The sequence below is a fragment of the Brevibacterium sp. Lmc1 genome (genome assembly GCF_057654315.1).
The window spans coordinates 2,327,510-2,348,857 of the sequence record NZ_CM172803.1; the positions used below are offsets into that span (position 1 = coordinate 2,327,510).

Here is a 21,348-nt window from a genome sequence, read left to right on the forward strand (position 1 = left end):
CGATCAGACCTCGGTGGGGGTGGGAATGTCGGTGCGACCGTCGTAGCGAGCCGCGAAGAAGGTCAGCAGCAGATGCCGCTGGAGAGCGAACATCTCTTCCCGCGCTTCGGGCTCACCGTGGTCGTAGCCGAGCAGGTGCAGGAATCCGTGGACGGTCAGCAGAAGGACCTCGTCCATCGTCGAATGACCGGCCGCCCGAGCCTGAGCCTCGGCGACCTCGGGGCAGATGATGATGTCGCCCATCTGACCTTCGGTCGGCTTCTCCGGCTCGCCCTGGTGGAGCTGATCCATGGGAAAGGACATCACGTCGGTCGGTCCTTCGAGGTCCATCCAGGTGACGTGGAGTTCGGACATGGCCGCTGAGTCGACCATGGTCACGGCCAGCTCCGCACCGGGGTGCATGTGCAGGGCTTCACCGAGATATTCGGTCAGGGCCACGACTTCGTCGAGGTCCACCTCGGCGTCGGTCTCGTTGAGGATCTCGGTGTTCATTCGGCATTCCCCCACAGGTCGTAGGCTTCGACGATCTTCGTCACCAGCGAATGCCGGACGACGTCCTTGCTGCCCAGTTCGCAGAACTGCAGGTCCTCGATTCCGTCGAGGATGTCGCGGACGACCTTGAGTCCGCTGCGGGTCTTGCCCGGCAGGTCGATCTGGGAGATGTCACCGGTGACGACCATGCGTGACCCGAAGCCGAGGCGGGTGAGGAACATCTTCATCTGCTCGGCCGTCGTGTTCTGTGCTTCGTCGAGGATGATGAACGCGTCGTTGAGAGTGCGCCCGCGCATATAGGCCAGGGGCGCGACCTCGATCGTTCCGGTCTCGATGAGCAGCGGGATCGATTCCGGGTCGACCATGTCGTGCAGGGCGTCATAGAGCGGACGCACATACGGGTCGATCTTGTCGTTGAGCGTGCCCGGCAGGTAGCCCAGGGACTCCCCGGCTTCGACGGCCGGCCGGGTGAGGATGATCCGTGAGACCTCTTTGTGCTGGAGGGCGTTGACGGCCATGGCCATCGCCAGGTACGTCTTGCCGGTTCCGGCCGGACCGATGCCGAAGGTGATCGTGTGGTTGCGGATGGCCCTGACGTAGTCGTGCTGGCCCATCGTCTTCGGACGGATCGACTTTCCCCTGGTGGAGAGGATGTTCGTGCCCAGCACCGCCGAGGCGGCCGCTCCCTCGGAGGAGAACGTCGTGACCCTCTCGATCGTCTCTTCGTTGATGCGATGGCCGGCCGCGTGGAGTTTCTTGAGTTCCCCGATGACGCTGACGAAAGCTTCGACGCGTTTCGGGTCGCCGGTGACCTGGACCTGATTGGCCCGGACGTGGATGTCGAGGTCGGCGAAGGTCTTCTCCAGGGCGCGCAGGTTCGATTCCCCGGGACCGAAGAAGGCGACGAGGTCGATGGAGTCGGGGATGACCAATCGCACGGTGTCACGATCGGCACCTTGGGTGTCCGTCACGGCATCATCGCGTGCGGCACCGTCGCCGGTGTCCGAGTCGGTGGGGTTCATGGAGTTCGGGTTCGGTGGGGTGATGTCCAGAATGTTCCTTTGCAAGTGAGCGCACCGTCACCGGCAGCGCCTGAGTGTGCTTCCATCCTAGTCCGATGCCTCACCAACGGCCCAATGAATTCTGGGCCAGGACGAGACCGGCGGGTCCCGCCGATGACGAGCGCAGGATCGTCGGTCCCAGCAGCACCGGGATTGCTCCACAGTCGGTCAGTGCATCGAGTTCGCCGTTGCTGATGCCGCCCTCGGGGCCGACGACGAAGACGATGCGCTCCGGCGGCTGCGCCGAGTCGTTCGCGATCAGGCTATTCAGCGCTTCGGAGAGCCTGCGCTGAGCGGTCTCGTGGAGGACGAAGACCGCATCGGCGTCGTCGAGGGTCTTGGCCAGGGCGGCTCCGCGGGCGAGGCCGTGGAGGATGGGAAATCGTGCTCGTCTGGCCTGCAGGGAGGCCGCTCCGAGGAGGTTCTCCCATTTCGCGGCCATCTTCTCCCGCTTCTTGGCCGGCCAGTCGGCGATCGAGCGTTCAGCGGCCCAGGGAATGACGTCGTCGACGCCGATCTCCGTGGCTGTTTCGATGGCCCGCAGGTCCCGGTCGCCCTTGGCCAGGGCTTGGACGAGGACGAGGCGCGGGCCCGTGCGCTCCTCGACCGTCACCTCGGTGACATCGATCGTCAGCTCATTCGCCGAGGCGGCCGTGACGGTTCCGCGCGCACGTGTGCCTTCCCCGTCGACGATGTCGATCTCCTCGCCGGGACCGATCCGACGCACCCGCACCGCATGCCCGGCCACGTCCTCACCGAGGGTGAGGGCGGACCCGACGACCGCCTCGGCGGCGGTGGCGGAACGGAAGACGGGAAGACTCACCGACCGGCGAACCTCTCACGCATGCGGGAGAACATTCCGCGGTTCTCGGTCGAGATCTGGGCGCGCGGAGTCTCTTCGCCGCGCAGTTCGGCGAGTTTCTCGAGCAGTTCGCGCTGTTCGTCGTCGAGTTTGTCCGGGGTGAGGACGTCGACGGTGATGAGCAGGTCGCCGCGGGTCTCCGAACGCAGGCGGGCGGCTCCGAGCCCGGGAAGTTTGACGATGGTGCCGGACTGGGTGCCGGCGGCGATGGTGAGGTCCTGAGTGCCGTCGAAGGTCTCGAACGGGATGGTCGCACCCAGGGTCGCTGCGGTCATCGGCACGGAGACGGCGGCCCGGAGGTTGTCGCCGTCGCGCTGGAAGACCTCGTGGCGGGTGACCATGACCTCGACGAAGAGGTCACCGGCGGGTCCGCCTCCGGGGCCGACCTCACCCTGGCTGCTCAGCTGGATGCGGGTGCCGTCGGAGACCCCGGCGGGGATCCGGATCTTCATGGTCCGCTGTTTGCGCACTCGTCCGTCGCCCTGGCAGTTGAGGCAGGGGTTCGGGATGACGGTGCCGAAGCCGTGGCAGGAGTTGCAGGTCTGGTTCGTGACCATCTGACCCAGCAGGGTCCGGGTCATGCGCTGGACGCTGCCGGCTCCGTGGCACAGCGAGCAGGTCTCGATCTTCGTGCCTTCCTGCGTGCCGGCGCCCGAACAGGTGTCGCAGACGACTGCAGTGGTGACATCGAGGTCGACGGTGCCGCCGAAGGCCGCGGTCTTCAGGTCGATATTGACTCCGACGAGGGCATCCTTGCCGCGCTGGGTGCGCGGGATCGGACCCCCGGCCTGACCGCCGCCGCCGCCGAAGAAGGTCTCGAAGATGTCGCCGAATCCGCCGAATCCGCCGCCGGCCGGGAAGCCCTGACCGTTCTCGCCGCCGCCCATATCGTAGTTGCGGCGCTTCTCCGGGTCGGAGAGCACATCGTAGGCCAGTGAGATGGCCTTGAATTCGTCCTCGTGACCGGGATTGACGTCCGGGTGGTACTTGCGTGCCAGCTTCCGGTACGACGACTTGATCTCAGCCGCGGAAGCATCTTTGGACACTCCGAGTGTTTCATAGTGATCGGCCACAGAAACTTCTCTCTCCCTGACGTAGTGGTCTTCTCTGTTCGTGGTGGTGGCTGCGTCCTTGCGCGGTGCTCACCGGTGATGCGCTGCCCGCCTGCGGGTGCCCCTGGTCGATGTCAAGGGACCTACCCTCGATCGAGGATCGAGGACACGTATTTGGCGACGGCACGGACTGCCGAGATCGTCGTCGGATAGTCCATTCGGGTCGGGCCGAGCACTGCCAGTCTGGCCGAGGAACCCGCGTCATGACCATATTCGGCGGCGACGACGGAAGTCGAGCTGAATGATTCGTGAGTATTCTCACGCCCGATGCGCACGCTGATCTCCTCGTGGTCTTCTGCCATCGAGGTGAGCAGCCTGAGCAGGACGACCTGTTCTTCGAAGGCTTCGAGGATCGGGGCCATCTTCTCTCCGAATTCGCTTCCGGAGCGGGCGAGGTTCGCGGTGCCGGCCATGATGATGCGCTCTTCACGCGTCGCGGCCACGAGGTCGACGACGGCGGCTCTGACCTGTTTGAGCCCGGAGTCGTCACGAGCGGTCGGCTCACTCGATTCGGTGGCGGTCGCCTCGGCGGCGGGGGCCGATCCGAAGACCTGCGCGAGTGTGCGTCCGGCGAATTCGGCGTTGATCTGATCGCGCAGTCCGCGGACGGCGTCTTCGTCGAGCGGGCTCGGGGTGATCACGGTCTTCTGCTCGACCTGGCCGGCATCGGTGATGAGGACGACGAGGATCCGGCCGGGTCCGAGACCGACGATCTCGATGTGCTTGATGCGCGCCCGCGACACCGTCGGGTATTGGATGAGCGCGACCTGTCGGGTGAGGCCGGAGAGGACGCGGACGGTGCGGTCGAGCATCTCGTCGAGATCGACGTCGCCGTCGATGAGCTGAAAGATCGCGCGCCGCTCGGCGGTGGTCAGCGGTTTGAACTCGTCGATCCGGTCGACGAACATCCGGTAGCCGAGGTCGGTGGGGATCCGTCCGGCAGAGGTGTGGGGCTGGGCGATATAGCCCTCTTGTTCGAGCGCGGCCATATCGTTGCGGATCGTGGCGGGAGAGACGCCGAGGGTGTGGCGCTGGACGATCGCCTTCGATCCCACGGGTTCGTTGGTGGCGACGAAGTCCTCGACGATGGCGCGCAGCACCTGTGCACGTCTGCTGTCGTTCATCGCGGATCTCCTCTCCGTCTCGCCGATCCATCGCGGTCCCGTGCCTGCGCTTGGCACTCTGTGAGTCTGAGTGCCAATTCTACGCCTCTCGTTCCCGGAATTCATTTCAGGGGTGGCCTGCGGGTCTGCACGCCTGCGGGACCGTCCTTGATTATGGTGGGTGCCCGTGAATGCTTTTGATCGATATGGTCCCGATGTGCTCTCCGGTTCCTCCCCGTCGTCGCACCGTCCGAAGAAGTCCCGCCAGGTCGAGCTCGGCCTGGGCATGGTTCTCGAGGATGCGATGAGCGGCTATGTCGGTGCTGTCGTCGGCGCGGAGAAGACCACGGCCGGTGTCGTCGTCAAGCTCGAAGATCGCGTCGGCAAGGTGCGTGCCTTTCCCCTGGGACCGGGCTTCCTCCTCGAGGGCCGGCCCGTCGATGTGCAGCTGCCGAAGAAGAAGGCGCAGCAGCCCGGACGGACGGCGTCGGGGTCTCGCGCCGTGGTCGGCGCGAAGGCTCGGGTGGCTCGTGGGTCGCGGATCTGGGTCGAGGGCAAGCACGACGCCGAACTCGTCGAGAAGATCTGGGGCGATGATCTGCGCATCGAAGGCGTCGTCGTCGAACCCTTGGGCGGTCTCGATGATGTCACCGACAAGCTCGAGGCCTTCGGTCCGGATCGGGACCATCGAGTCGGTGTCCTCGCCGACCATCTGGTTAATGGGACGAAGGAATCGAAGATCGCCGAGGCGGTCCGTGCCGATCCGCGCTACCGCGATGTCGTCCACATCATCGGTCACCCGTACGTCGATATCTGGCAAGCGGTGAAGCCCCACGTCGTCGGCATCCGCGAATGGCCGGTCGTCCCTCGCGGTGAGGATTGGAAGACGGGAATACTGCGTCGCATCGGATGGCCGCATGCCGACCATCGGGACGTTGCCCGCGGGTGGGTGCGCATCCTCGGGAAGGTGAGCACCATCGCCGATGTCGAACCGACGCTGTCGGGTCGCGTCGAGGAGCTCATCGACTTCGTCACCGTCGGCTGAGTGACTTCGGTGGTGCGGCGCGGTGGTTCTTGGTGGTCACGCGGAGCTGTCGGCGTGTGCCGACGGCGTGTGCCGAATCTGTCACAGGAGTGAGGCTTTCCCGACATCCTCGGGACACTTGGCTCGGCTAGTGTGAATGGCAAGCGTTTCTCGAAAGGATCCCCATGTCGTATCACCCCGAGCAGCCGGGCAGCCGGCCGATGCCGCCGAACTACTCTCAGGCCTCAGGTCCGCAGCAGCACTACGCGCCGCAGAGCCAGCAGTATTCTCAGCCGCAGACGCACAGCGGTCAGACGAACTACGAGGGCCAGCCGGGATATGGTTCGCAGCGGGCGTACGGCGCTCAGCCGAACTACGGGGGCCAGCCGGGATACGGCGCGCAGCCGGGCTACGGTATGCCGCAGATGCACAACCCGGCGATGTTCGACTCCCGCTCCCTGCCTGAGCAAGCCTACGGACCCGGCTCCGAGCAGTTCTGGATGGCCCACGAACCCGACCGGACCACGGCTCTGTGGACCCACCTAGGCTCGCTCATCTTCGGCTTCATGCCGCTCATCATGTTCCTTGTGAAGAAGGACGAATCCCCGTTCGTCCGCGAGCACTCACGCCAGGGGCTCAACGCGATGATCACGAACACGATCGTCACCTTCGGTGCACTCTTCGTCTTCGGCTTCGTCGGTTTCATCCTGGCACTGGTGACCTTCGGGATCGGCATCATCGTCATGTACGCGGCGCTCATCGTCCCGCTCGTCTACTGCGTCTTCTACATCATCGCGGCCGTCGCCGCGAACAAGGGTGAGGGGTATAAGTTCCCGCTCACCATCAATTTCGTGAAGTGACCATTCCCGCTCACCCCGGATTCTCTGGGTCAGCCCGGACCCTCTGGGGCTGCCCGGACTCTCTGGGTTAGTGTGGAGTGATCGCACACTCTGAAGGGACTCTCATGTCGGACAACCCGCAGCAGCCGAACAACGGACAGTCACAGCCGATGCCTCCGAACTATTCCCCGCAGTCGGGCTCGCAGCAGCCGTACACCCAGCAGCCACAGCAGGGTTCGCAGCCGCAGCAGAGCGGTCAGGCCCAGTACGGCTCACAGCCGCAGAACCCTCAGCAGGGATCACAGCCGGGCTATGGCTCGCAGCCCCAAGCCGGGTACGGCTCCCAGCAGCAGAATCCGGCCTACGGATCTCAGCAGCAGAACCCTCAGCAGCAGTATGGTTCCCAACCGGGCTACGGTTCGCAGCAGGCAGGCGGCGCCCAGCAGCCGTACGGTTCGCAGCAGCCCTACAGCGCTCCGCAGGGACACCCTCAGCCCGGTTACGGATTCCAGGGAGCATCGTCGGCGCAGTCGGCTGCCGCCGGAGTGCCCATGGGGGCCGAACTGCCGGATGCGGCCTACGGCCCGACTTCGCTCGGCTTCTGGAACGCGGATCAGAGTGAACGGACGACCGCACTGTGGTCGCACCTCGCTCACGCCGCCACCTACGTCGTCGGTGTCGGCTGGATCGTCACGCTCATCCTCTTCATCATCAACAAGGACAAGTCGCCGTTCCTCCGCCATCATGGCGCACAGTCGCTGAATCTGCTGATCATCGGCGTCATCGCGGCGTTCGGCATCGGGCTGATCGGCGGAATCCTCACGATCGTCGGCATCGGCTTCCTCATCCTCCTGCTCCTGCCGGTGCTCTCGATCTACATGATCGTCATCGAGATCATCGCCGGCATGGCAGCCAACCGCGGTGAAGGCTACCGCATTCCGATGACGCCGAACTGGATCAAGTGATCTGACGTCCAGTGAGAGCCTCACCCCGGCAGATTCGCTGAACAGCTCGCCCCGCCACTCGTTCCCGAATGGCGGGGCGAGACTCATTCACACGTATTCGGTGAGGATGCGCACCATATAGTCGGCCATGAGTCGTCCCTGCAGAGTCGGCCGGAACCAGCCGGTCGCGGCACCATCGGCGTCGAGCAGTCCCTGCCTGACGAATGTCCTGATCGCCTGCTCGCTGCCCGGGGCCAGAGAATCGAGACGCAGCTCGCGGTCGATCCTGGCCGCCAGCATGATCCGTTCGATCTCCCGAGTCTGAACGTCGAGGACCTCACGACCGATCGCCGGGGACTCCCCCGCCAACAGCCGATCGGCCCAGGCACGGGGGTGTTTGGCATTCCAGAACCGCACGCCTCCGACGTGTGAGTGGGCGCCGGGCCCGAAGCCCCACCAGTCGGCATTGCGCCAATAGGCCATATTGTGCTCGCAGCGGGTCTCGAGACCGGTCGACCAATTGCTCACTTCGTACCAGTGCAGACCAGCAGCGGAGATCGCTGCGTCGGCGATCTCGTACTTGTCGGCCAGGTCATCCTCATCAGGCATCGGCAGTTCGCCACGGCGAACCATCGCGCCCATCTTCGTTCCCGGTTCGACGATGAGGGAATATGCCGAGATGTGATCGACTTCGTTGGACAGCGCCACGTCGAGAGAGCGACGCCAATCGTCGATCGACTCCCCCGGGGTGCCGTAGATGAGGTCGAGGCTGAGCTCGAGGTCGGCGTCCTTGACCCAGCGGGCCACCTCGGGGATCTTCTCCGGATCGTGGGTGCGGTCCAAGGTCGCGAGCACGTGCGGCACGGCCGACTGCATGCCCATGGAGATGCGGTTGAAACCGGCTCCGGCAAGGGTCGCGATGTAGGCGGGGTCCAAGGTGTCGGGGTTGGCTTCGGTGGTGATTTCGACATTCTCGGCCAGGCGGAAGCGGGCGCGGACATCGTCCATCACCCCGGCGAGCACATCCGCTGCGAGCAAGGTCGGGGTGCCCCCGCCGAAGAAGATCGTCGAGACCTCACGGTCGCCGGCCCCCGCCTCGGCGAGGGTGGACACGGACAGATCGAGCTCACGGGCGAGATTGCTGCGGTAGTCCTCGCGGGACGCGCCCGGGCCGAGGTCGTCGGCGGTATAGGTGTTGAAGTCGCAGTAGCCGCAGCGGACCCGGCAGTACGGGACGTGGATGTAGAGGCTCAGCCGCCGCTCGGCAGCCCCGATCCCCACCGATGTCGGCAGCGAACCGTCGCGCGGAGGGACCTCACCGGTCGGTTGTGCGGGCACTTACTTCTTGCTGTCCTTCGTCTCCGGCTCGTCGGAGGACAGGGCCGCGATGAACGCCTCCTGAGGAACCTCGACGGTGCCGACCATCTTCATCCGCTTCTTGCCTTCCTTCTGCTTCTCGAGCAGTTTGCGCTTACGGCTGATGTCACCGCCGTAGCACTTCGAAAGGACGTCCTTGCGGATGGCGCGGATGGTCTCGCGGGCGATGATGCGTGAGCCGATGGCCGCCTGGATGGGCACCTCGAACTGCTGGCGCGGGATGAGCTTGCGCAGCTTTCCGGCCATCGCCACACCGTAGGAGTAGGCGTTGTCGCGGTGGACGATTGCGGAGAACGCATCGACCTGGTCGCCGTGCAGCAGGATGTCGACCTTGACGAGGTCGGAGGCGTCCTGGCCGTCATCGGAGTAGTCGAGGGAGGCGTAGCCCTTGGTCCGGGACTTCAGCTGATCGAAGAAGTCGAAGACGATCTCGGCCAGGGGCAGCCGGTAGCGGATCTCCACACGGTCCGAGGACAGATAGTCCATGCCCTGGAGTTTGCCGCGGCGCTCCTGGCACAGTTCCATGACCGCGCCGATGTAGTCGCTGGGGGTGAGGATCGTGGCCTGCACCATCGGCTCCCGGACTTCCTTGATCTTGCCCGTCGGGTACTCGCTCGGGTTCGTCACCACGGTCTCCGAACCGTCTTCCATGGTCACGTCATAGATCACGGACGGGGCGGTGGAGATGAGGTCGAGATCGAACTCCCGTTCCAGGCGGTCGCGCAGGACTTCGAGGTGGAGGAGACCGAGGAATCCGCAGCGGAAGCCGAAGCCCAGTGCCGTCGAGGTCTCGGGTTCGTAGGCGAGAGAGGCGTCGTTGAGTTTGAGTTTGTCCAGCGCGTCGCGCAGCACCGGGTAGTCGGACCCGTCGATCGGGAAGAGTCCGGAGAACACCATCGGTTTGGGCTCCCGGTAACCGCCGAGGGCCTCTGTCGCGGGCCCCGCAGCGGCGGTGACGGTGTCGCCGACCTTCGACAGACGCACATCCTTGACACCGGTGATGAGGTAGCCGACCTCACCGACGCCCAGTCCCTTCGTCGCCTTGGGCTCGGGCATGGAGGCGCCGATCTCCAGCAGCTCGTGGGTGGTGCCGGTCGACATCATCTCGATCTTCTCGCGTGGGGACAGAGAACCGTCGATGACGCGGACATAGGTGACCACACCGCGGTAGGTGTCGTAGACGGAGTCGAAGATCATCGCGCGGGCCGGGGCCTCGGCATCGCCGACGGGCGCGGGGATATCGGTGATGATGCGGTCGAGGACCTCCTCGACGCCTTCGCCCGTCTTGCCGGACACGAGCAGGCAGTCCTCGGGTTCGCAGCCGATGAGGTTGGCGAGCTCTTCGGCGTACTTCTCCGGCTGTGCAGCCGGCAGGTCGATCTTGTTGAGCACGGGGATGATCGTCAGATCGTTCTCCATGGCCAGGTACAGGTTGGCCAGCGTCTGGGCTTCGATGCCCTGAGCGGAGTCGACGAGCAGCAGGGCACCCTCGCAGGCGGCCAGGGACCGCGAGACCTCGTAGCTGAAGTCGACGTGCCCGGGAGTGTCGATCATGTTGAGCGCGTACGGGGTGTCCTCGTGCTCCCACGGCATGCGCACAGCCTGGGATTTGATGGTGATTCCGCGTTCGCGTTCGATGTCCATCCGGTCGAGGTACTGGGCACGCATATCGCGGTTCTCGACGACGCCGGTCATCTGGAGCATGCGGTCGGCCAGGGTCGATTTGCCATGGTCGATATGAGCGATGATGCAGAAATTGCGAATCAGCTCGGGTGAGGTGGCAGACGGTGAGATCCGCTTTGCAGCTTCCTTATTCACCTGAGGTGACATGAACGCCCTTTCTTTGACAGACCAGGTCCCCAGACAGACCGGATCCCCCATTATTTCATGACTTGCGCGCGGACCTGGAATCCACGGGCGTGCACGTCGTGATCGTCCGGATCTTTCGCGATTCGCCCCGCCGAACGGTGCCGATCGGGGAAGATGGTCTCATGAGCGAATTCCGGGTCATGAGCTTCAACCTCCGCTATCCCGCGATGGACGGTCATCCGGTGGCCGAGCGGCTGCCCATCGCCGCCGATCTCATCCGGCGTGCACGTCCGCACCTCATCGGCACCCAAGAGGGCGAGCTCGACCAGCTCGAGACGCTCATCGACCTGCTGCCCGAGGAGTACATCTGGCTCGGAGAGGGCCACTCCGGTGGCAACTCCGGCGAGTTCACAGCCGTGATCCTCGATTCGAAGCGCTTCGACGTGGAAGCCGTGGACATCAGCTGGCTGTCCGAACAGCCCGACACCGTGGCCTCGGAATCGTGGGGAGTCTCGCATGCGCGCACCCTGACGACGGTCGATGTCCGCGACCTCGAATCCGACCGGCGTCTGCGTGTGCTCAACACCCACCTCGATCACAAGTCCGAGCGCGCCCGTCTCGAGTCCGGTCGGATCATGGCCGAGACCATCGCCGAGGCGGCCCGTCCCTGCGTGGTCACCGGTGACTTCAATGTCGCCACCGGCTCCCCGGTCTACAACTTCTTCTGTACTGAGCTCGGCCTCACCGACACCGCAGCCGAGGTTCCCGGTGAGGACATCGGCACCTTCCACCGCTACAAGGGTCCGAAGGCAGGCGAGCCGCGCATCGACTGGATCCTCACAACACCGGGCCTGCGCACACTGTCCACGCGCATCGACACGTTCGAGGTGGACGGGAAGTACCCTTCCGACCATTTCCCCGTCGAGGCGGTCCTCGAATTCTCGTGACTGTGAGGGCTCGCTCGCCCGATCAATACGGGTCGTTTGCCCATCCGCGTCGGCTCGTTCGCCCGACCGGGTCGGCACATTGTTCTTTGCAGCCTGTGACAGCCGGCTCGTTTAGGCTGGACATATGAATTGGAGATCACTGGTCAATCGGGCCGCGAGAATCGGTGTCCGCGAAGGGCTGCGCTATCTGCGCCAATCGCAGTCGAAGAAGAACTCCGGAGGCGCATCGCAGCCAACGGATGCCAGCCGGCCGAATCCGGCACGGTCCGGCGGTGGAGGTGCCGCCTCGGCGGGTTCTGCCGATCGTTCCGACTCGGGCGGCCAGGGCGGATCCGGTGCGTATCCCGGCGATTACACGGGCACGATCACGGTCAGCTACTCCCCCGACCTCGACGGCGACGCCGATCCGGGCGAAGTCGTCTGGGGGTGGGTCCCCTTCGAGGAGGACCACTCGCAGGGCAAGGATCGACCGTCCCTCGTCGTCGGACGTGACGGCAGATGGGTGCTCGCGCTCATGCTCACCAGCAAGGATCACATCCCCGGCGGCGTCGGCGAGGTCCGGCAGGACCGGCACGCGAAGTGGATGAACATCGGCACCGGGGACTGGGATTCGCAGGGTCGGCCCTCAGAGCTCCGCCTCGATCGCATCATCCGGCTCGATCCCGATTCGATCCGCAGGGAAGGCGCGATCATGCCCCGCGACGTCTTCGACCGGGTGGCTGAGCACATCTCTGGCTGAGCCCCGGCAGACCGACCGAGCGAAGCCTTCATCTTCCCTGCGCTGCTGGGCGCGCAGGGATTTCCAGCCCGGGACCAGAGCCTGTATCATGGGTGATTGTGTCTTCATCAAGGCGTGTGTCTCGCCGAGGTCGGGTGAAGACGCCGTCGGATTCGATGTCGTCGATGTGTTTCCCCGCGGAGATGATCAAGTCGGTTCGATGCGCCCTCACGACCATGTACCACTAACACGAAAGAGTGTTGAAATTGGCTAATATCAAGTCCCAGATCAAGCGGATCAAGACCAACGAGAAGGCTCGTCAGCGCAACAAGGCTGTCCGGTCCGAGGTTCGGTCCTACGTCCGGGTCGTTCGCGAGAACATTGCTGCCGGCAACAAGGAAGCGGCACAGCAGGCTTATGCTGTGGCTGCCCGCAAGCTCGACAAGGCTGTTTCGAAGGGTGTTCTGCACAAGAACAACGCTGCGAACCGCAAGTCGCGCCTGGCCACGCAGATCAACGCTCTCTGAGCGCACGACTGAGGCTATAGCTTCACGGGGTCCGAACCACACGGTTCGGACCCCGTACTTTTTACTTATTACTACCTGACGGCGGCCCAGCAACCTCGCGCGAGGTTGCTGGGCCGCCGTCAGGTAGCAATTAGCGGAGGCGGGCTAGGCGGGCGACTTCTGAGACGAACCATTCGACGGCGTAGACGGGGTCACGTCCACCGCCCTTGACGGCCGCATCGGCCTCGGCTGCGGCGATGAGCGACTGGCCGAGCGCCACCTCGTTCCACCGCCTCACCTCCCGGCGGGCCCGGTCGACCTGCCACGGAGCCATCTTCAGCTCGGAGGCCAGCTCGCCGCTGGTGCCGGAGAACCCCTGCACCTTCGCCATACCGCGCAGCTTCATCGCAACTGCCGCCACCAGCGGGACCGGATCGGACCCGGTCGACAGGGCATGCCTGAGCAGGCTGAGTGCGTTCTTCGCGTCTCCGGCCACTGCCGCATCGGCGACCTTGAAGCCGGTGGCTTCGACCCGGCCGCCGTAGTACTGGTCGACGACCTCGGCGGTGATCGTGCCTTCGGTGTCTTCGATGAGCTGGTCGACCCCGGCATTGAGTTCGGCGAGATCAGAGCCCAGCGCCGACATGAGCGCGGCCATTCCCGCCTCGTCGATGCGCCGCTTCGCGGTCTTGAACCGGGTCTGGGCGAACTTCGCCCGATCGCTTTCGTTCTTCAGCACCGCCGCGTCGATGCGCGGGAAGCCGGCGGAGTCGAGTTTCTTGATGAGCTTCGCTCCCCGGTTGCCGCCGGCGTGCAGCAGCACCACGACGGCATCATCGTTCGGAGCGTCCAAATAGGCCAAAGCGTCACCCAGGAAGTCCTCCGAGCACTTCTCGACGGCATCGACGACGATGAGCTTCGAAGCAGAGAACAGAGACGGTGAAGCCGCCATCGCCAACTCGCCGGCCTGGTATCCCGCTGCGTCGAATTCGATCTCTTCGGGATCCTGTTTCCGCGCGGCCGACACGATGCGTTCCTTGGCCATGCGCACGAGCACCGATTCGCCACCGGAGATCATGACGACAGGGGCCGGTTTCGCCGAGCTCCACGGGATCAGGGTCTTCTTCACTGCCATGGACCCCAGCCTATCGCGGCTGCCCGACATGACCGGCAAGGCGGACCGACACCCGCCGTCTCACCCCTTGTCCTCGGAACAGCTGTGGCCGGTGCTGAACCGACTCTGCGCGTAGAGCGCAACCGAACCGCAGTGATCGGTGCGCAGCACGGGCACGGGGCCGAAGGAGCGCAGTGACTTCTCACTCGGATGCCCGTAGCTGTTCTCCCCCACCGAGACGACGCCGAGACCGGGAGCCGCTGACGCGAAGAACTCGGGTGCCAGATCGGAGGAACCATGGTGCGGTGCGACGAGCACATCCACCGGTCGCACCTGTTGGGCGAGCACATACTGCTCCTCGGCGCCGACGTCGCCGGGCAGCAGAGTGCTCAGACCCTCCTGTTCGACCCGCACCACCAGGGAGTCTTCGTTGCGCAGCTCCTCGTCCTCTGCCGCAGGTACCGAGCGCAGGGGCGGCCACAGCACCTCCAGGCTCGCTGCCTCGAAGCTCAGCGTCCGGCCGCGGTGGGTGGGGACCGCCTCGGCGCCGATGTCAGCGATCACGCGCCTGACTTCGGGCGAGGACGCGACGTTCGCGGAGACGAACAGCCGATCGACCGTGCGCCCCCACGTCGTGCCCGCATAGCCGGCGAAATGGTCGGCGTCGAAGTGGGAGATGAACAGATCGAATTCCTCGATCCCGGATTCGTCGAGGCAGGCGTCGATGGGTTTCGGCTCGCGCCCCGTGTCGACGACAAGGCCCCGACCATCACCGAGGTTGATGATGGCAGCCGAACCCTGACCGACATCGCAGACGAGCACCAGCCAGTCCGCTGCAGGCGGCTTCGCCCTCACCGTGACGATGACGGCGGCCGTGAGCAGGCAGCACAGGACGAGGACGGGTAGACCCCAGAGGCGACGCCGCACGAGCATCCACGTACCGGTCACGGCGAGGCCGAGCAGCCCGAGCGCCAGCAGCGTTCCGAGCGGCGGCACCGGCCAGTCCAGTGCCGCTCCCGGCAGTGCGGCGCAGACTCGGGCAACGAGGACGATCCACCAGGCCGGAAAGGACCCGATCCACGCCAGCAGGGCAGAGGCGAAGTCGGCTCCGGGCAGCCCTGTCGTCACGATGCCGGTGGCCACGAGGCTGAGGAAGCCCGCCACCGTCGCCGGCATGACCGCGGGTGCGGCCGCGGCGTTGGCAGCGACCGACCACAGTCCGATGCGCGGGTCGATCGCCACCAGCACCGGGGTGCACGCGAGCTGGGCGACGAAGGGCACGATGAGCGCGGTCACGAGCACCGTGGGCAGCAGCGGCAGGTGCACGGCGAGACGGCGCAGCAGGATCGGGACGACGAACATGATCGCGGCGGTGGAGACCACGGACAGGACGAACCCCACCGAGGTGGCCAACACCGGCACGAAGGCGAGCAGCAGGCTCGCGGTCGAGCACATGACCGCGACCGGGGAGATCCCACCGCCGCGCAGAAACACGAGTGCCGCCGCAATCGCCATTCCGGCGGCCCGGATGGCGCTGGGTTCGAATCCGACGATGAAGACGTAGCCGAGGCAGGTGAGCACTCCGATGCTCACGCGCAGCCGTGGACCGGCTCGGCAGGCTCCGGCGAGCAGTCCGGCACCGAGGCTGACGATCGTGACGTTGCTGCCCGACACGGCCGAGACGTGGGTGAGGGAGACGACCCGCATATCGTCGATCATCCGGTCGTCCTGGGGCGAGGTGTCACCGACGACGAGTCCGGGCAGCAGCCGTCCTCCGTCGTTGCCGGCGGCGAGAGAATCGACGCGGAGTTCGGTGCGCAGCCGCTCACGCCACTGCCACAGTCGGTTCGGTGCTTCGAGCACCTGTGGTTCCGTATCGGTCGAGCGGATATCGTCGAGGCGCTGAGTGCGCATCCGCACGGTCGTTCCGTCGGCAGCGATTTCGGGACTGAGCACGTGAGTGAATCCGGTGGTGGTGAGCAGCGTCAGTCGCGTCCAGCCGGACGCTCCGGGTTCGCTGTGGCCGACGACGAGCCCCGTGGTCTCGGCCTCATCATCCGGTCCGTGGGCGGCGGCCAGGGCGGTGATCTGGATCGTCAGCAGACAGGTGAAGACGAGAGCACCGACACCGAGGTGGTGGTGCCGTCGCAGGATCACGATCCCGAGGAGTCCGAGCACGGGAACGCCGAAGAGCACCCATGGCTCCGGTGACAGGAGTGCGCTGGCCCAGAGGCCGGCTGCACAGCAGAGGAGGCGGACGGAGCCCGGCCACAGCGCCGCCCGCTCCCGCACCCAGGCAACCGCAGCCGCGCACACATGTCGCAGGGCAATCAGTCTGCGCTCCCACGCCTGCTGCCAGGATCGCCTCGTTCGCAGCTGTGTGTGCGCGGCTGCGGGGCCCGGGTCAGCCGACGGTGACAAGGTCTTTGAGGCTTTCGAAGGTCTTCGGCCCGATGCCTTTGACGAGCAGCAGATCATCGACGCTCGCGAACGGCTGCTGGGTGCGGTGGCTGATGATCGCCTCGGCTGTGACGGGTCCGACCCCGGGCAGCGTCTCCAAGGTGGTGGCATCGGCGGTGTTGAGGTCGACCTTCCCCGCCTGACCGGGTGCCCCGCCGCTCGCGGCTGCAGATGAATCCGCGGATCCCGGCGAACCGCCTCCTCCCGCGCCCCCTCCCCCACTTCCAGACGAACCGGTTCCGTCCTGACCGGTCCCGTTCGCCCCGGTCCCGTTCGCATCGGCACCATCGACTCCGGCTGCCGGTTCTTCGCCTTCTGTCGGGATGTGGATCTGCTCACCGTCGGCGAGCACGCGCGCCAGATTCACCGCTTCACCGTCGGCTCCGGCGCTCAGTCCTCCAGCGGCTTCGACGGCGTCTTGGACCCGCGCACCTGCCTTCAGCGTGACCACGGAGGGGTCGTTGACCGCCCCGGTGATATGGACGGTCACCTCGCCGTTCGCATTCGCCGACTTCGCCGAGGCGGCTCCTTCCTGTCCTGCGGCTGATCCCGCCGATCCCTCACCGGCTTCTCCTGTTTCACCTCCCTCGCCGGTCGCGGCAGGCGACTGACCGGCTCCTGCGCCTTGGCCGGGATCGTCACCGCCGCCCACGGGCGAATGCTGTGCAGCGGGACGGAAGAGGAAGAAGGCGAGAACGAGGATTCCGACCGTGGCGATGCCGAGAGCTGCCAGCACGGGCAGACGCACGCGACGGGGCTCGACGGGTTCTTCCTCACCGGCGGTGTCGGCGGCATAGACGTCGCCCGGCACCCAACCGCCGCGCTCGGCACTGGCGCCCAGGAGGCCGGCGAAACGATCATCCGGAGACACAGCCATGGTCCGAGGTTAGGAAGCGCCGGTACGCAGCGGCCAGGGCAGAAGCGTCGCCTGTGGACAGAGCATCTGCGTCCACAGGGCAGAGGTGATCAAGTCACCCGAGCATCCCCAGGCAGGAATGTGTGAGTCAGGGTGTGGTCTGCACGGTCACACCGACCGTACCGGGGCCGACATGCGCGGTGATGATCGTCGACAGCGTCCTGAACGACGAGTCGAATCCGAGCTCGCGCAGCCGTGAGCTCAACAGCTCGGCATCCGCTGTGTCCATCTCCCCTTCGGCGTTCTGGACCTCGACGTGCACGGTGTCCTCGGGATCGGCCACCTCCGCAGCGGCCTGCGCGGCCAAGGCGACGATCTTCTCCAGGGCTTTGGTGCGAGTGCGCACCCGGGCCAGCGGAACGACGACTCCAGCGCTGAGACCGAGCACGGGGACGATCTGCAGGGCCCGGCCGAGCAAGGAGGACGCGGCGCCGATCCGGCCGCCTCGGCGCAGGTGTTCGAGGCTGCCGGGGGCGAACACGGAACGAGTCTCGGCCGCGCACCAATCGGCGATGGTTCCGGCGATCGATTCGACGTCGAGTCCCTGCCGGATCCCGGCCACGGCTACAGACAGTGCCCCGGCCAGTCCCGCCGAGGTGGTCCTCGAGTCGACGACATCGACGAGGATGTCCTCGGCTTCGGCGGCCTTGACCGCGGAATCGCGGGTGCCCGAGAGCTCCGCGGACATGGTCACGACGATGATGGCTTCCGCGCCGTCCTCGTGCAACCGTGCATAGGCGTCGGAGAACTGGGCCGGGGTGGCCATGGACGTGGTGACCTCGACTCCGTCGGTCATCTTCGCGCACAGATGCCCGGCATCGACCTCACCGTCGGCGAAGGCGACCCCGCCGATGAGCACGGTCAGCGGCACCACGGCGAAGAGACCGCCGGTGGCCTCGCTGAGCGCTTCGCGTTCGTCCGCGGAGAGCTGCGCCGTAGAGTCGGTGACCAGCCCGATTCTCATGGACGGCCCAGGGCTCGGTAGGTCCAGCCCGCTGCCCGCCACAGTTCGGGAGTGAGCACATTGCGGCCGTCGACGAGCACTTTCCCACTCACGAGCTCGGCGGTCGCCGCCGGGTCGAGGTCGCGGTATTCGCGCCATTCCGTCAGCAGCAGCACGGCTTGCGCCCCGGTGATCGCCTCGGCGGTGTCGGCGACGTAGTCGAGTTCGGGGAACGACTTCTGCGCATTCCCGATCGCCTGCGGATCGGTGACGGTGACCAGCCCGCCCTGGGTGGCGATGAGCCTGGCCACGGCCAGGGCCGGAGAGTCACGGACGTCATCGCTGTCGGGCTTGAACGCGGCGCCGAGGATGGTGATCTTCTTGCCGATGAACGACCCGCCCAGGGCATCGCGGGCGATGTCGACCATCCGCACACGACGGCGCATGTTGATCGAGTCGATCTCCTTAAGGAACGCCACCGCCTGATCGGCGCCGAGCTCCCCGGCCCTGGCCATGAAGGCGCGGATGTCCTTGGGCAGGCATCCGCCGCCGAATCCGAGCCCGGCGTTGAGGAACTTGCGGCCGATCCGGTCATCCATGCCGATCGCATCGGCGAGCTGGGTGACATCGGCTCCCGATGCTTCGCAGAGTTCGGCCATGGCGTTGATGAATGAGATCTTGGTGGCGAGGAACGAGTTCGCCGCGGTCTTGACCAGCTCGGCGGTCGCGAAGTCGGTGATCATCCGGGGCGTGTCTTCGGCGAGGATCGAGGCGTAGACCTCGTCGAGAGTTGCGGCCGCGGCCTGCCCCGGCTCACCGTCGGCGACTCCGTACACGAGACGATTCGGGTGGAGGGTGTCCTCGACGGCATGGCCCTCGCGCAGGAATTCCGGGTTCCACATCATGGCGGCGCCGGTGTCGGCGATGATTCCGGCCAGACGCTCGGCGGTGCCCACGGGAACGGTCGACTTTCCCACAACCACCGACGTCGCAGTCAGGTGCGGGTGCAGGGATTCCACGGCCGCATCGACATAGGTGACATCGGCGGCGAACTCACCGGGCTTCTGCGGAGTGCCTACACATACGAAGTGCACGGTGGCGTCGGCGGCGCGGGAGATCTCGGTGGTGAATTCGAGTTTTCCGCGCTCCTGAGCCTTCACGAGGAGTTCACTCAGTCCCGGTTCGTAGAAGGGCGGACGACCGGAGGTCAGGGCCTCGACCTTCTCCGTGTCGACATCGACTCCCGTGACCTCATGGCCCAGAGACGCCATGGCCGCCGCATGGACCGCGCCCAGATATCCGCAACCGATGACTGAAATCTTCAAACCGAGCTCTCCTGGGTATTGGCATGCGTTTTCGACCACACTATATGCCACCCGGTTGCACGATATGTGGAGGTTGAAACAGTAGGCTTGGAATTGTGAAGCGTTTCCTTGATTTCCTCACCAACTCACCGGCCGCCGTGACGTTTGCGGTGCTCACCGTGCTCGGCATCATCGCCTTCGCCATCCCCGGGCTGCACTCTGCCGCCTGGATCATCGGGCTCGTGCTGTGTCTCGGCGTGATCGCCGCGCTGCTGATGTTTCACGGCGAATGGCGACGTGCCCAACAGCAGATCGACGCACTGCGCCAGCAGCTCAGCGTCGAACGCGGTCGGATGGACACTCTCGGACTGACCCCGGTGGACGACAAGGTCGAGTTGCTTCCCGATGAGCGTCGCGCCCGCCGCATCCTCGAGCTCATCCCGGATTCGTCGGGCCTCGTCCAGTCCCTGCGCCTCGATGCGACCTTCGCCACCGTCGCCGTCGACGAACTCGAACCGCTCACCACCTTCTGTGCCGAATTCAAGAAGGCCAGCTTCGACAACCCCCGCTCGCACACCGCGTTCATGAACCTCTATCGGGCAGCCGAGGGCCTGTCGATCTGGGTGAAGGAGGAGACCCAGGTCTCCCCCGATGATGCCGGCACCCGTGAGATCCGTCCCGGCGATGCCCGCAAGGACGGCTGGCGCGGCTACACCGAGGCTCAGAGCCGGGGCGAACGCCTCAGCGACGACTTCGTCTCCTCCCGGTGGGAGTTCAACCAGACAGCACTCGAACTCGGACTCGTCTCAGGCACCCCGCCGTTCAACGACTGACAACGTTCGACAGACGACGTTCGGTAAAAAATTGAGGCCCTCACATTGTGAGGGCCTCAATTGCTGCCAGTGTTCACGTGCTCGGCTCAGTGCCGGATCCACCACGAATCCAACGGAGCCACGGGGGTGCGGCGTTTGTGCTCTGAGCGGCGGTACTTCTCGATGAGCGCCGAGGCGGCCGCGGGCTCGATCTCCTTCCCCTCGAGGAAGTCATCGATCTGGTCATAGCTCAGACCCAGCGACGATTCGTCCGTCTGCCCGGGTTCGTCATCGAGCAGATCCGCGGTGGGGACCTTGACGATGAGATGTTCGGGAGCGCCGAGGTGGCGCAGCAGTTCCCGTCCCTGCCGTTTGTTCAGACCTGCCAGGGGGATGACGTCGGCTGCGCCGTCACCGAACTTCGTGAAGAACCCGGTGACCGCCTCGGCGGCGTGGTCCGTGCCGACGACGAGCGCTTTCTTCTCCCCTGCCAGCTCGAACTGCGCGATCATCCGCATCCGGGCCTTGACGTTGCCCTTGCCGAAATCGGTTATCGGCTCTCCGGTGGCCTTCTCGTACTCCTCGGCGGCCGCATCCGTGGCGGCGCCGATGTTGATCGCGAGTTCGTGATCGGCGGCGATGAACGACAGAGCGTCCTGGGCATCGGCCTCATCGGTCTGCACATGGTGAGGCAGGCGCACGGCCCAGAATTCGGCATCGGCCCCACGGCGGCGCAGGTCCTCCACCGCCAGCTGGCAGAGCCTGCCGGCCAGTGTGGAGTCCTGCCCGCCGCTGATGCCGAGCACGAGACCTCTGACTCCGGTGGTGAGCACATAGTCGACGAGGAACTCGACACGCCGGGCGATCTCCGTCGCCGGATCGATCTGCGGTCGCACGCCGAGGGCGTGCCGAATCTCGTCTTGGACTCTGTCGTTCGTCATGCTCACACCAGTCGTAGTCGGGGGCGAAGCGCCGCCGTTCGGCGCCCGCACTCATGCAGTCTCC

The 21,348-nt window shown here is 65.6% G+C and carries 20 protein-coding genes; 7 read left to right on the top strand and 13 right to left on the bottom strand.

The window, feature by feature from the left end:
* Nucleotides 1-3: 3 nt before the first annotated feature.
* From ybeY to hrcA, 5 genes are all read right to left on the bottom strand, one after another.
* Nucleotides 4-492, bottom strand: coding sequence for an rRNA maturation RNase YbeY (gene ybeY, locus AC239G_RS10480; RefSeq protein WP_172169763.1), 489 nt, complete (start codon nucleotides 490-492; stop codon nucleotides 4-6).
* On the bottom strand, nucleotides 489-1,514 hold the full coding sequence (locus AC239G_RS10485) for a PhoH family protein (RefSeq protein WP_482400345.1): 1,026 nt from the start codon (nucleotides 1,512-1,514) through the stop codon (nucleotides 489-491). The genes ybeY and AC239G_RS10485 overlap by 4 nt, the downstream gene beginning before the upstream one ends.
* Before the next feature lie 100 nt (nucleotides 1,515-1,614).
* Nucleotides 1,615-2,376, bottom strand: coding sequence for a 16S rRNA (uracil(1498)-N(3))-methyltransferase (locus AC239G_RS10490; RefSeq protein WP_482400346.1), 762 nt, complete (start codon nucleotides 2,374-2,376; stop codon nucleotides 1,615-1,617).
* A complete protein-coding gene (gene dnaJ / locus AC239G_RS10495) occupies nucleotides 2,373-3,488 on the bottom strand; it encodes a molecular chaperone DnaJ (protein WP_139908137.1) in 1,116 nt (371 codons plus the stop codon). The genes AC239G_RS10490 and dnaJ overlap by 4 nt, the downstream gene beginning before the upstream one ends.
* A 122-nt stretch (nucleotides 3,489-3,610) precedes the next feature.
* Nucleotides 3,611-4,651, bottom strand: coding sequence for a heat-inducible transcriptional repressor HrcA (hrcA, locus tag AC239G_RS10500; RefSeq protein ID WP_139908138.1), 1,041 nt, complete (start codon nucleotides 4,649-4,651; stop codon nucleotides 3,611-3,613).
* Between the two features lie 160 nt (nucleotides 4,652-4,811).
* Between hrcA and AC239G_RS10505 the strand changes: the two genes are divergently transcribed.
* The 3 genes from AC239G_RS10505 to AC239G_RS10515 all read left to right on the top strand — a co-directional run bounded on the left by AC239G_RS10505 (nucleotide 4,812) and on the right by AC239G_RS10515 (nucleotide 7,458).
* A complete protein-coding gene (locus AC239G_RS10505; protein ID WP_139467369.1) occupies nucleotides 4,812-5,675 on the top strand; it encodes a DUF3097 family protein in 864 nt (287 codons plus the stop codon).
* Nucleotides 5,676-5,839: 164 nt separating this feature from the next.
* Nucleotides 5,840-6,514, top strand: coding sequence for a magnetosome magnetite crystal formation protein family (locus AC239G_RS10510; protein ID WP_139467370.1), 675 nt, complete (start codon nucleotides 5,840-5,842; stop codon nucleotides 6,512-6,514).
* A 104-nt stretch (nucleotides 6,515-6,618) separates the two neighbouring features.
* Nucleotides 6,619-7,458, top strand: coding sequence for a DUF4870 domain-containing protein (locus AC239G_RS10515; protein ID WP_487488794.1), 840 nt, complete (start codon nucleotides 6,619-6,621; stop codon nucleotides 7,456-7,458).
* An 87-nt stretch (nucleotides 7,459-7,545) separates the two neighbouring features.
* Here AC239G_RS10515 and hemW read toward each other — a convergent pair whose 3' ends face one another.
* Nucleotides 7,546-8,775 (bottom strand): radical SAM family heme chaperone HemW, encoded by a 1,230-nt coding sequence (gene hemW, locus AC239G_RS10520; RefSeq protein WP_487488795.1) that lies wholly within the window; start codon nucleotides 8,773-8,775, stop codon nucleotides 7,546-7,548.
* Nucleotides 8,776-10,644, bottom strand: a complete 1,869-nt coding sequence (lepA, locus tag AC239G_RS10525; protein WP_139467373.1) for a translation elongation factor 4 — start codon at nucleotides 10,642-10,644, stop codon at nucleotides 8,776-8,778.
* A 161-nt stretch (nucleotides 10,645-10,805) separates the two neighbouring features.
* Here lepA and AC239G_RS10530 point away from each other — a divergent pair, with 161 nt between their 5' ends.
* The 3 genes from AC239G_RS10530 to rpsT all read left to right on the top strand — a co-directional run bounded on the left by AC239G_RS10530 (nucleotide 10,806) and on the right by rpsT (nucleotide 12,815).
* Complete coding sequence (locus tag AC239G_RS10530; protein WP_139908144.1) at nucleotides 10,806-11,570, top strand: endonuclease/exonuclease/phosphatase family protein; 765 nt, start codon at nucleotides 10,806-10,808, stop codon at nucleotides 11,568-11,570.
* Between the two features lie 124 nt (nucleotides 11,571-11,694).
* On the top strand, nucleotides 11,695-12,309 hold the full coding sequence (locus AC239G_RS10535; RefSeq protein ID WP_139908145.1) for a type II toxin-antitoxin system PemK/MazF family toxin: 615 nt from the start codon (nucleotides 11,695-11,697) through the stop codon (nucleotides 12,307-12,309).
* Between the two features lie 245 nt (nucleotides 12,310-12,554).
* Nucleotides 12,555-12,815, top strand: a complete 261-nt coding sequence (rpsT, locus tag AC239G_RS10540; RefSeq protein ID WP_139908146.1) for a 30S ribosomal protein S20 — start codon at nucleotides 12,555-12,557, stop codon at nucleotides 12,813-12,815.
* A 130-nt stretch (nucleotides 12,816-12,945) separates the two neighbouring features.
* Here the strand turns inward: rpsT and holA are convergent, their stop codons facing one another.
* The 5 genes from holA to AC239G_RS10565 form a co-directional block, all read right to left on the bottom strand.
* A complete protein-coding gene (holA, locus tag AC239G_RS10545; protein WP_487488796.1) occupies nucleotides 12,946-13,929 on the bottom strand; it encodes a DNA polymerase III subunit delta in 984 nt (327 codons plus the stop codon).
* 60 nt (nucleotides 13,930-13,989) lie between these two features.
* A complete protein-coding gene (locus tag AC239G_RS10550; protein ID WP_487488797.1) occupies nucleotides 13,990-16,329 on the bottom strand; it encodes a ComEC/Rec2 family competence protein in 2,340 nt (779 codons plus the stop codon).
* Nucleotides 16,313-17,245 (bottom strand): ComEA family DNA-binding protein, encoded by a 933-nt coding sequence (locus tag AC239G_RS10555; RefSeq protein WP_139467378.1) that lies wholly within the window; start codon nucleotides 17,243-17,245, stop codon nucleotides 16,313-16,315. Before AC239G_RS10555 ends, AC239G_RS10550 begins: the two co-directional genes overlap by 17 nt.
* A gap of 127 nt (nucleotides 17,246-17,372) precedes the next feature.
* Complete coding sequence (locus AC239G_RS10560; RefSeq protein WP_139467379.1) at nucleotides 17,373-18,248, bottom strand: DegV family protein; 876 nt, start codon at nucleotides 18,246-18,248, stop codon at nucleotides 17,373-17,375.
* Nucleotides 18,245-19,552, bottom strand: a complete 1,308-nt coding sequence (locus AC239G_RS10565) for a UDP-glucose dehydrogenase family protein (protein ID WP_139467380.1) — start codon at nucleotides 19,550-19,552, stop codon at nucleotides 18,245-18,247. The genes AC239G_RS10560 and AC239G_RS10565 overlap by 4 nt, the downstream gene beginning before the upstream one ends.
* Nucleotides 19,553-19,647: 95 nt before the next feature.
* Between AC239G_RS10565 and AC239G_RS10570 the strand changes: the two genes are divergently transcribed.
* Nucleotides 19,648-20,364, top strand: coding sequence for a hypothetical protein (locus tag AC239G_RS10570; protein ID WP_139467381.1), 717 nt, complete (start codon nucleotides 19,648-19,650; stop codon nucleotides 20,362-20,364).
* Between the two features lie 86 nt (nucleotides 20,365-20,450).
* Here the strand turns inward: AC239G_RS10570 and nadE are convergent, their stop codons facing one another.
* Nucleotides 20,451-21,284 (bottom strand): NAD(+) synthase, encoded by an 834-nt coding sequence (nadE, locus tag AC239G_RS10575; protein WP_139467382.1) that lies wholly within the window; start codon nucleotides 21,282-21,284, stop codon nucleotides 20,451-20,453.
* Nucleotides 21,285-21,348: the final 64 nt, after the last annotated feature.

Excerpts from the sequence above, each read along its gene's own strand:
- ybeY (WP_172169763.1), bottom strand. The coding sequence starts at position 492 with ATGAACACCGAGATCCTCAACGAGACCGACGCCGAGGTGGACCTCGAC.
- hrcA (WP_139908138.1), bottom strand. The coding sequence starts at position 4,651 with ATGAACGACAGCAGACGTGCACAGGTGCTGCGCGCCATCGTCGAGGAC.
- AC239G_RS10485 (WP_482400345.1), bottom strand. The coding sequence starts at position 1,514 with ATGAACCCCACCGACTCGGACACCGGCGACGGTGCCGCACGCGATGAT.
- AC239G_RS10515 (WP_487488794.1), top strand. The coding sequence starts at position 6,619 with ATGTCGGACAACCCGCAGCAGCCGAACAACGGACAGTCACAGCCGATG.
- nadE (WP_139467382.1), bottom strand. The coding sequence starts at position 21,284 with ATGACGAACGACAGAGTCCAAGACGAGATTCGGCACGCCCTCGGCGTG.
- AC239G_RS10530 (WP_139908144.1), top strand. The coding sequence starts at position 10,806 with ATGAGCGAATTCCGGGTCATGAGCTTCAACCTCCGCTATCCCGCGATG.
- holA (WP_487488796.1), bottom strand. The coding sequence starts at position 13,929 with ATGGCAGTGAAGAAGACCCTGATCCCGTGGAGCTCGGCGAAACCGGCC.
- AC239G_RS10555 (WP_139467378.1), bottom strand. The coding sequence starts at position 17,245 with ATGGCTGTGTCTCCGGATGATCGTTTCGCCGGCCTCCTGGGCGCCAGT.
- lepA (WP_139467373.1), bottom strand. The coding sequence starts at position 10,644 with ATGTCACCTCAGGTGAATAAGGAAGCTGCAAAGCGGATCTCACCGTCT.
- AC239G_RS10510 (WP_139467370.1), top strand. The coding sequence starts at position 5,840 with ATGTCGTATCACCCCGAGCAGCCGGGCAGCCGGCCGATGCCGCCGAAC.
- AC239G_RS10560 (WP_139467379.1), bottom strand. The coding sequence starts at position 18,248 with ATGAGAATCGGGCTGGTCACCGACTCTACGGCGCAGCTCTCCGCGGAC.
- AC239G_RS10535 (WP_139908145.1), top strand. The coding sequence starts at position 11,695 with ATGAATTGGAGATCACTGGTCAATCGGGCCGCGAGAATCGGTGTCCGC.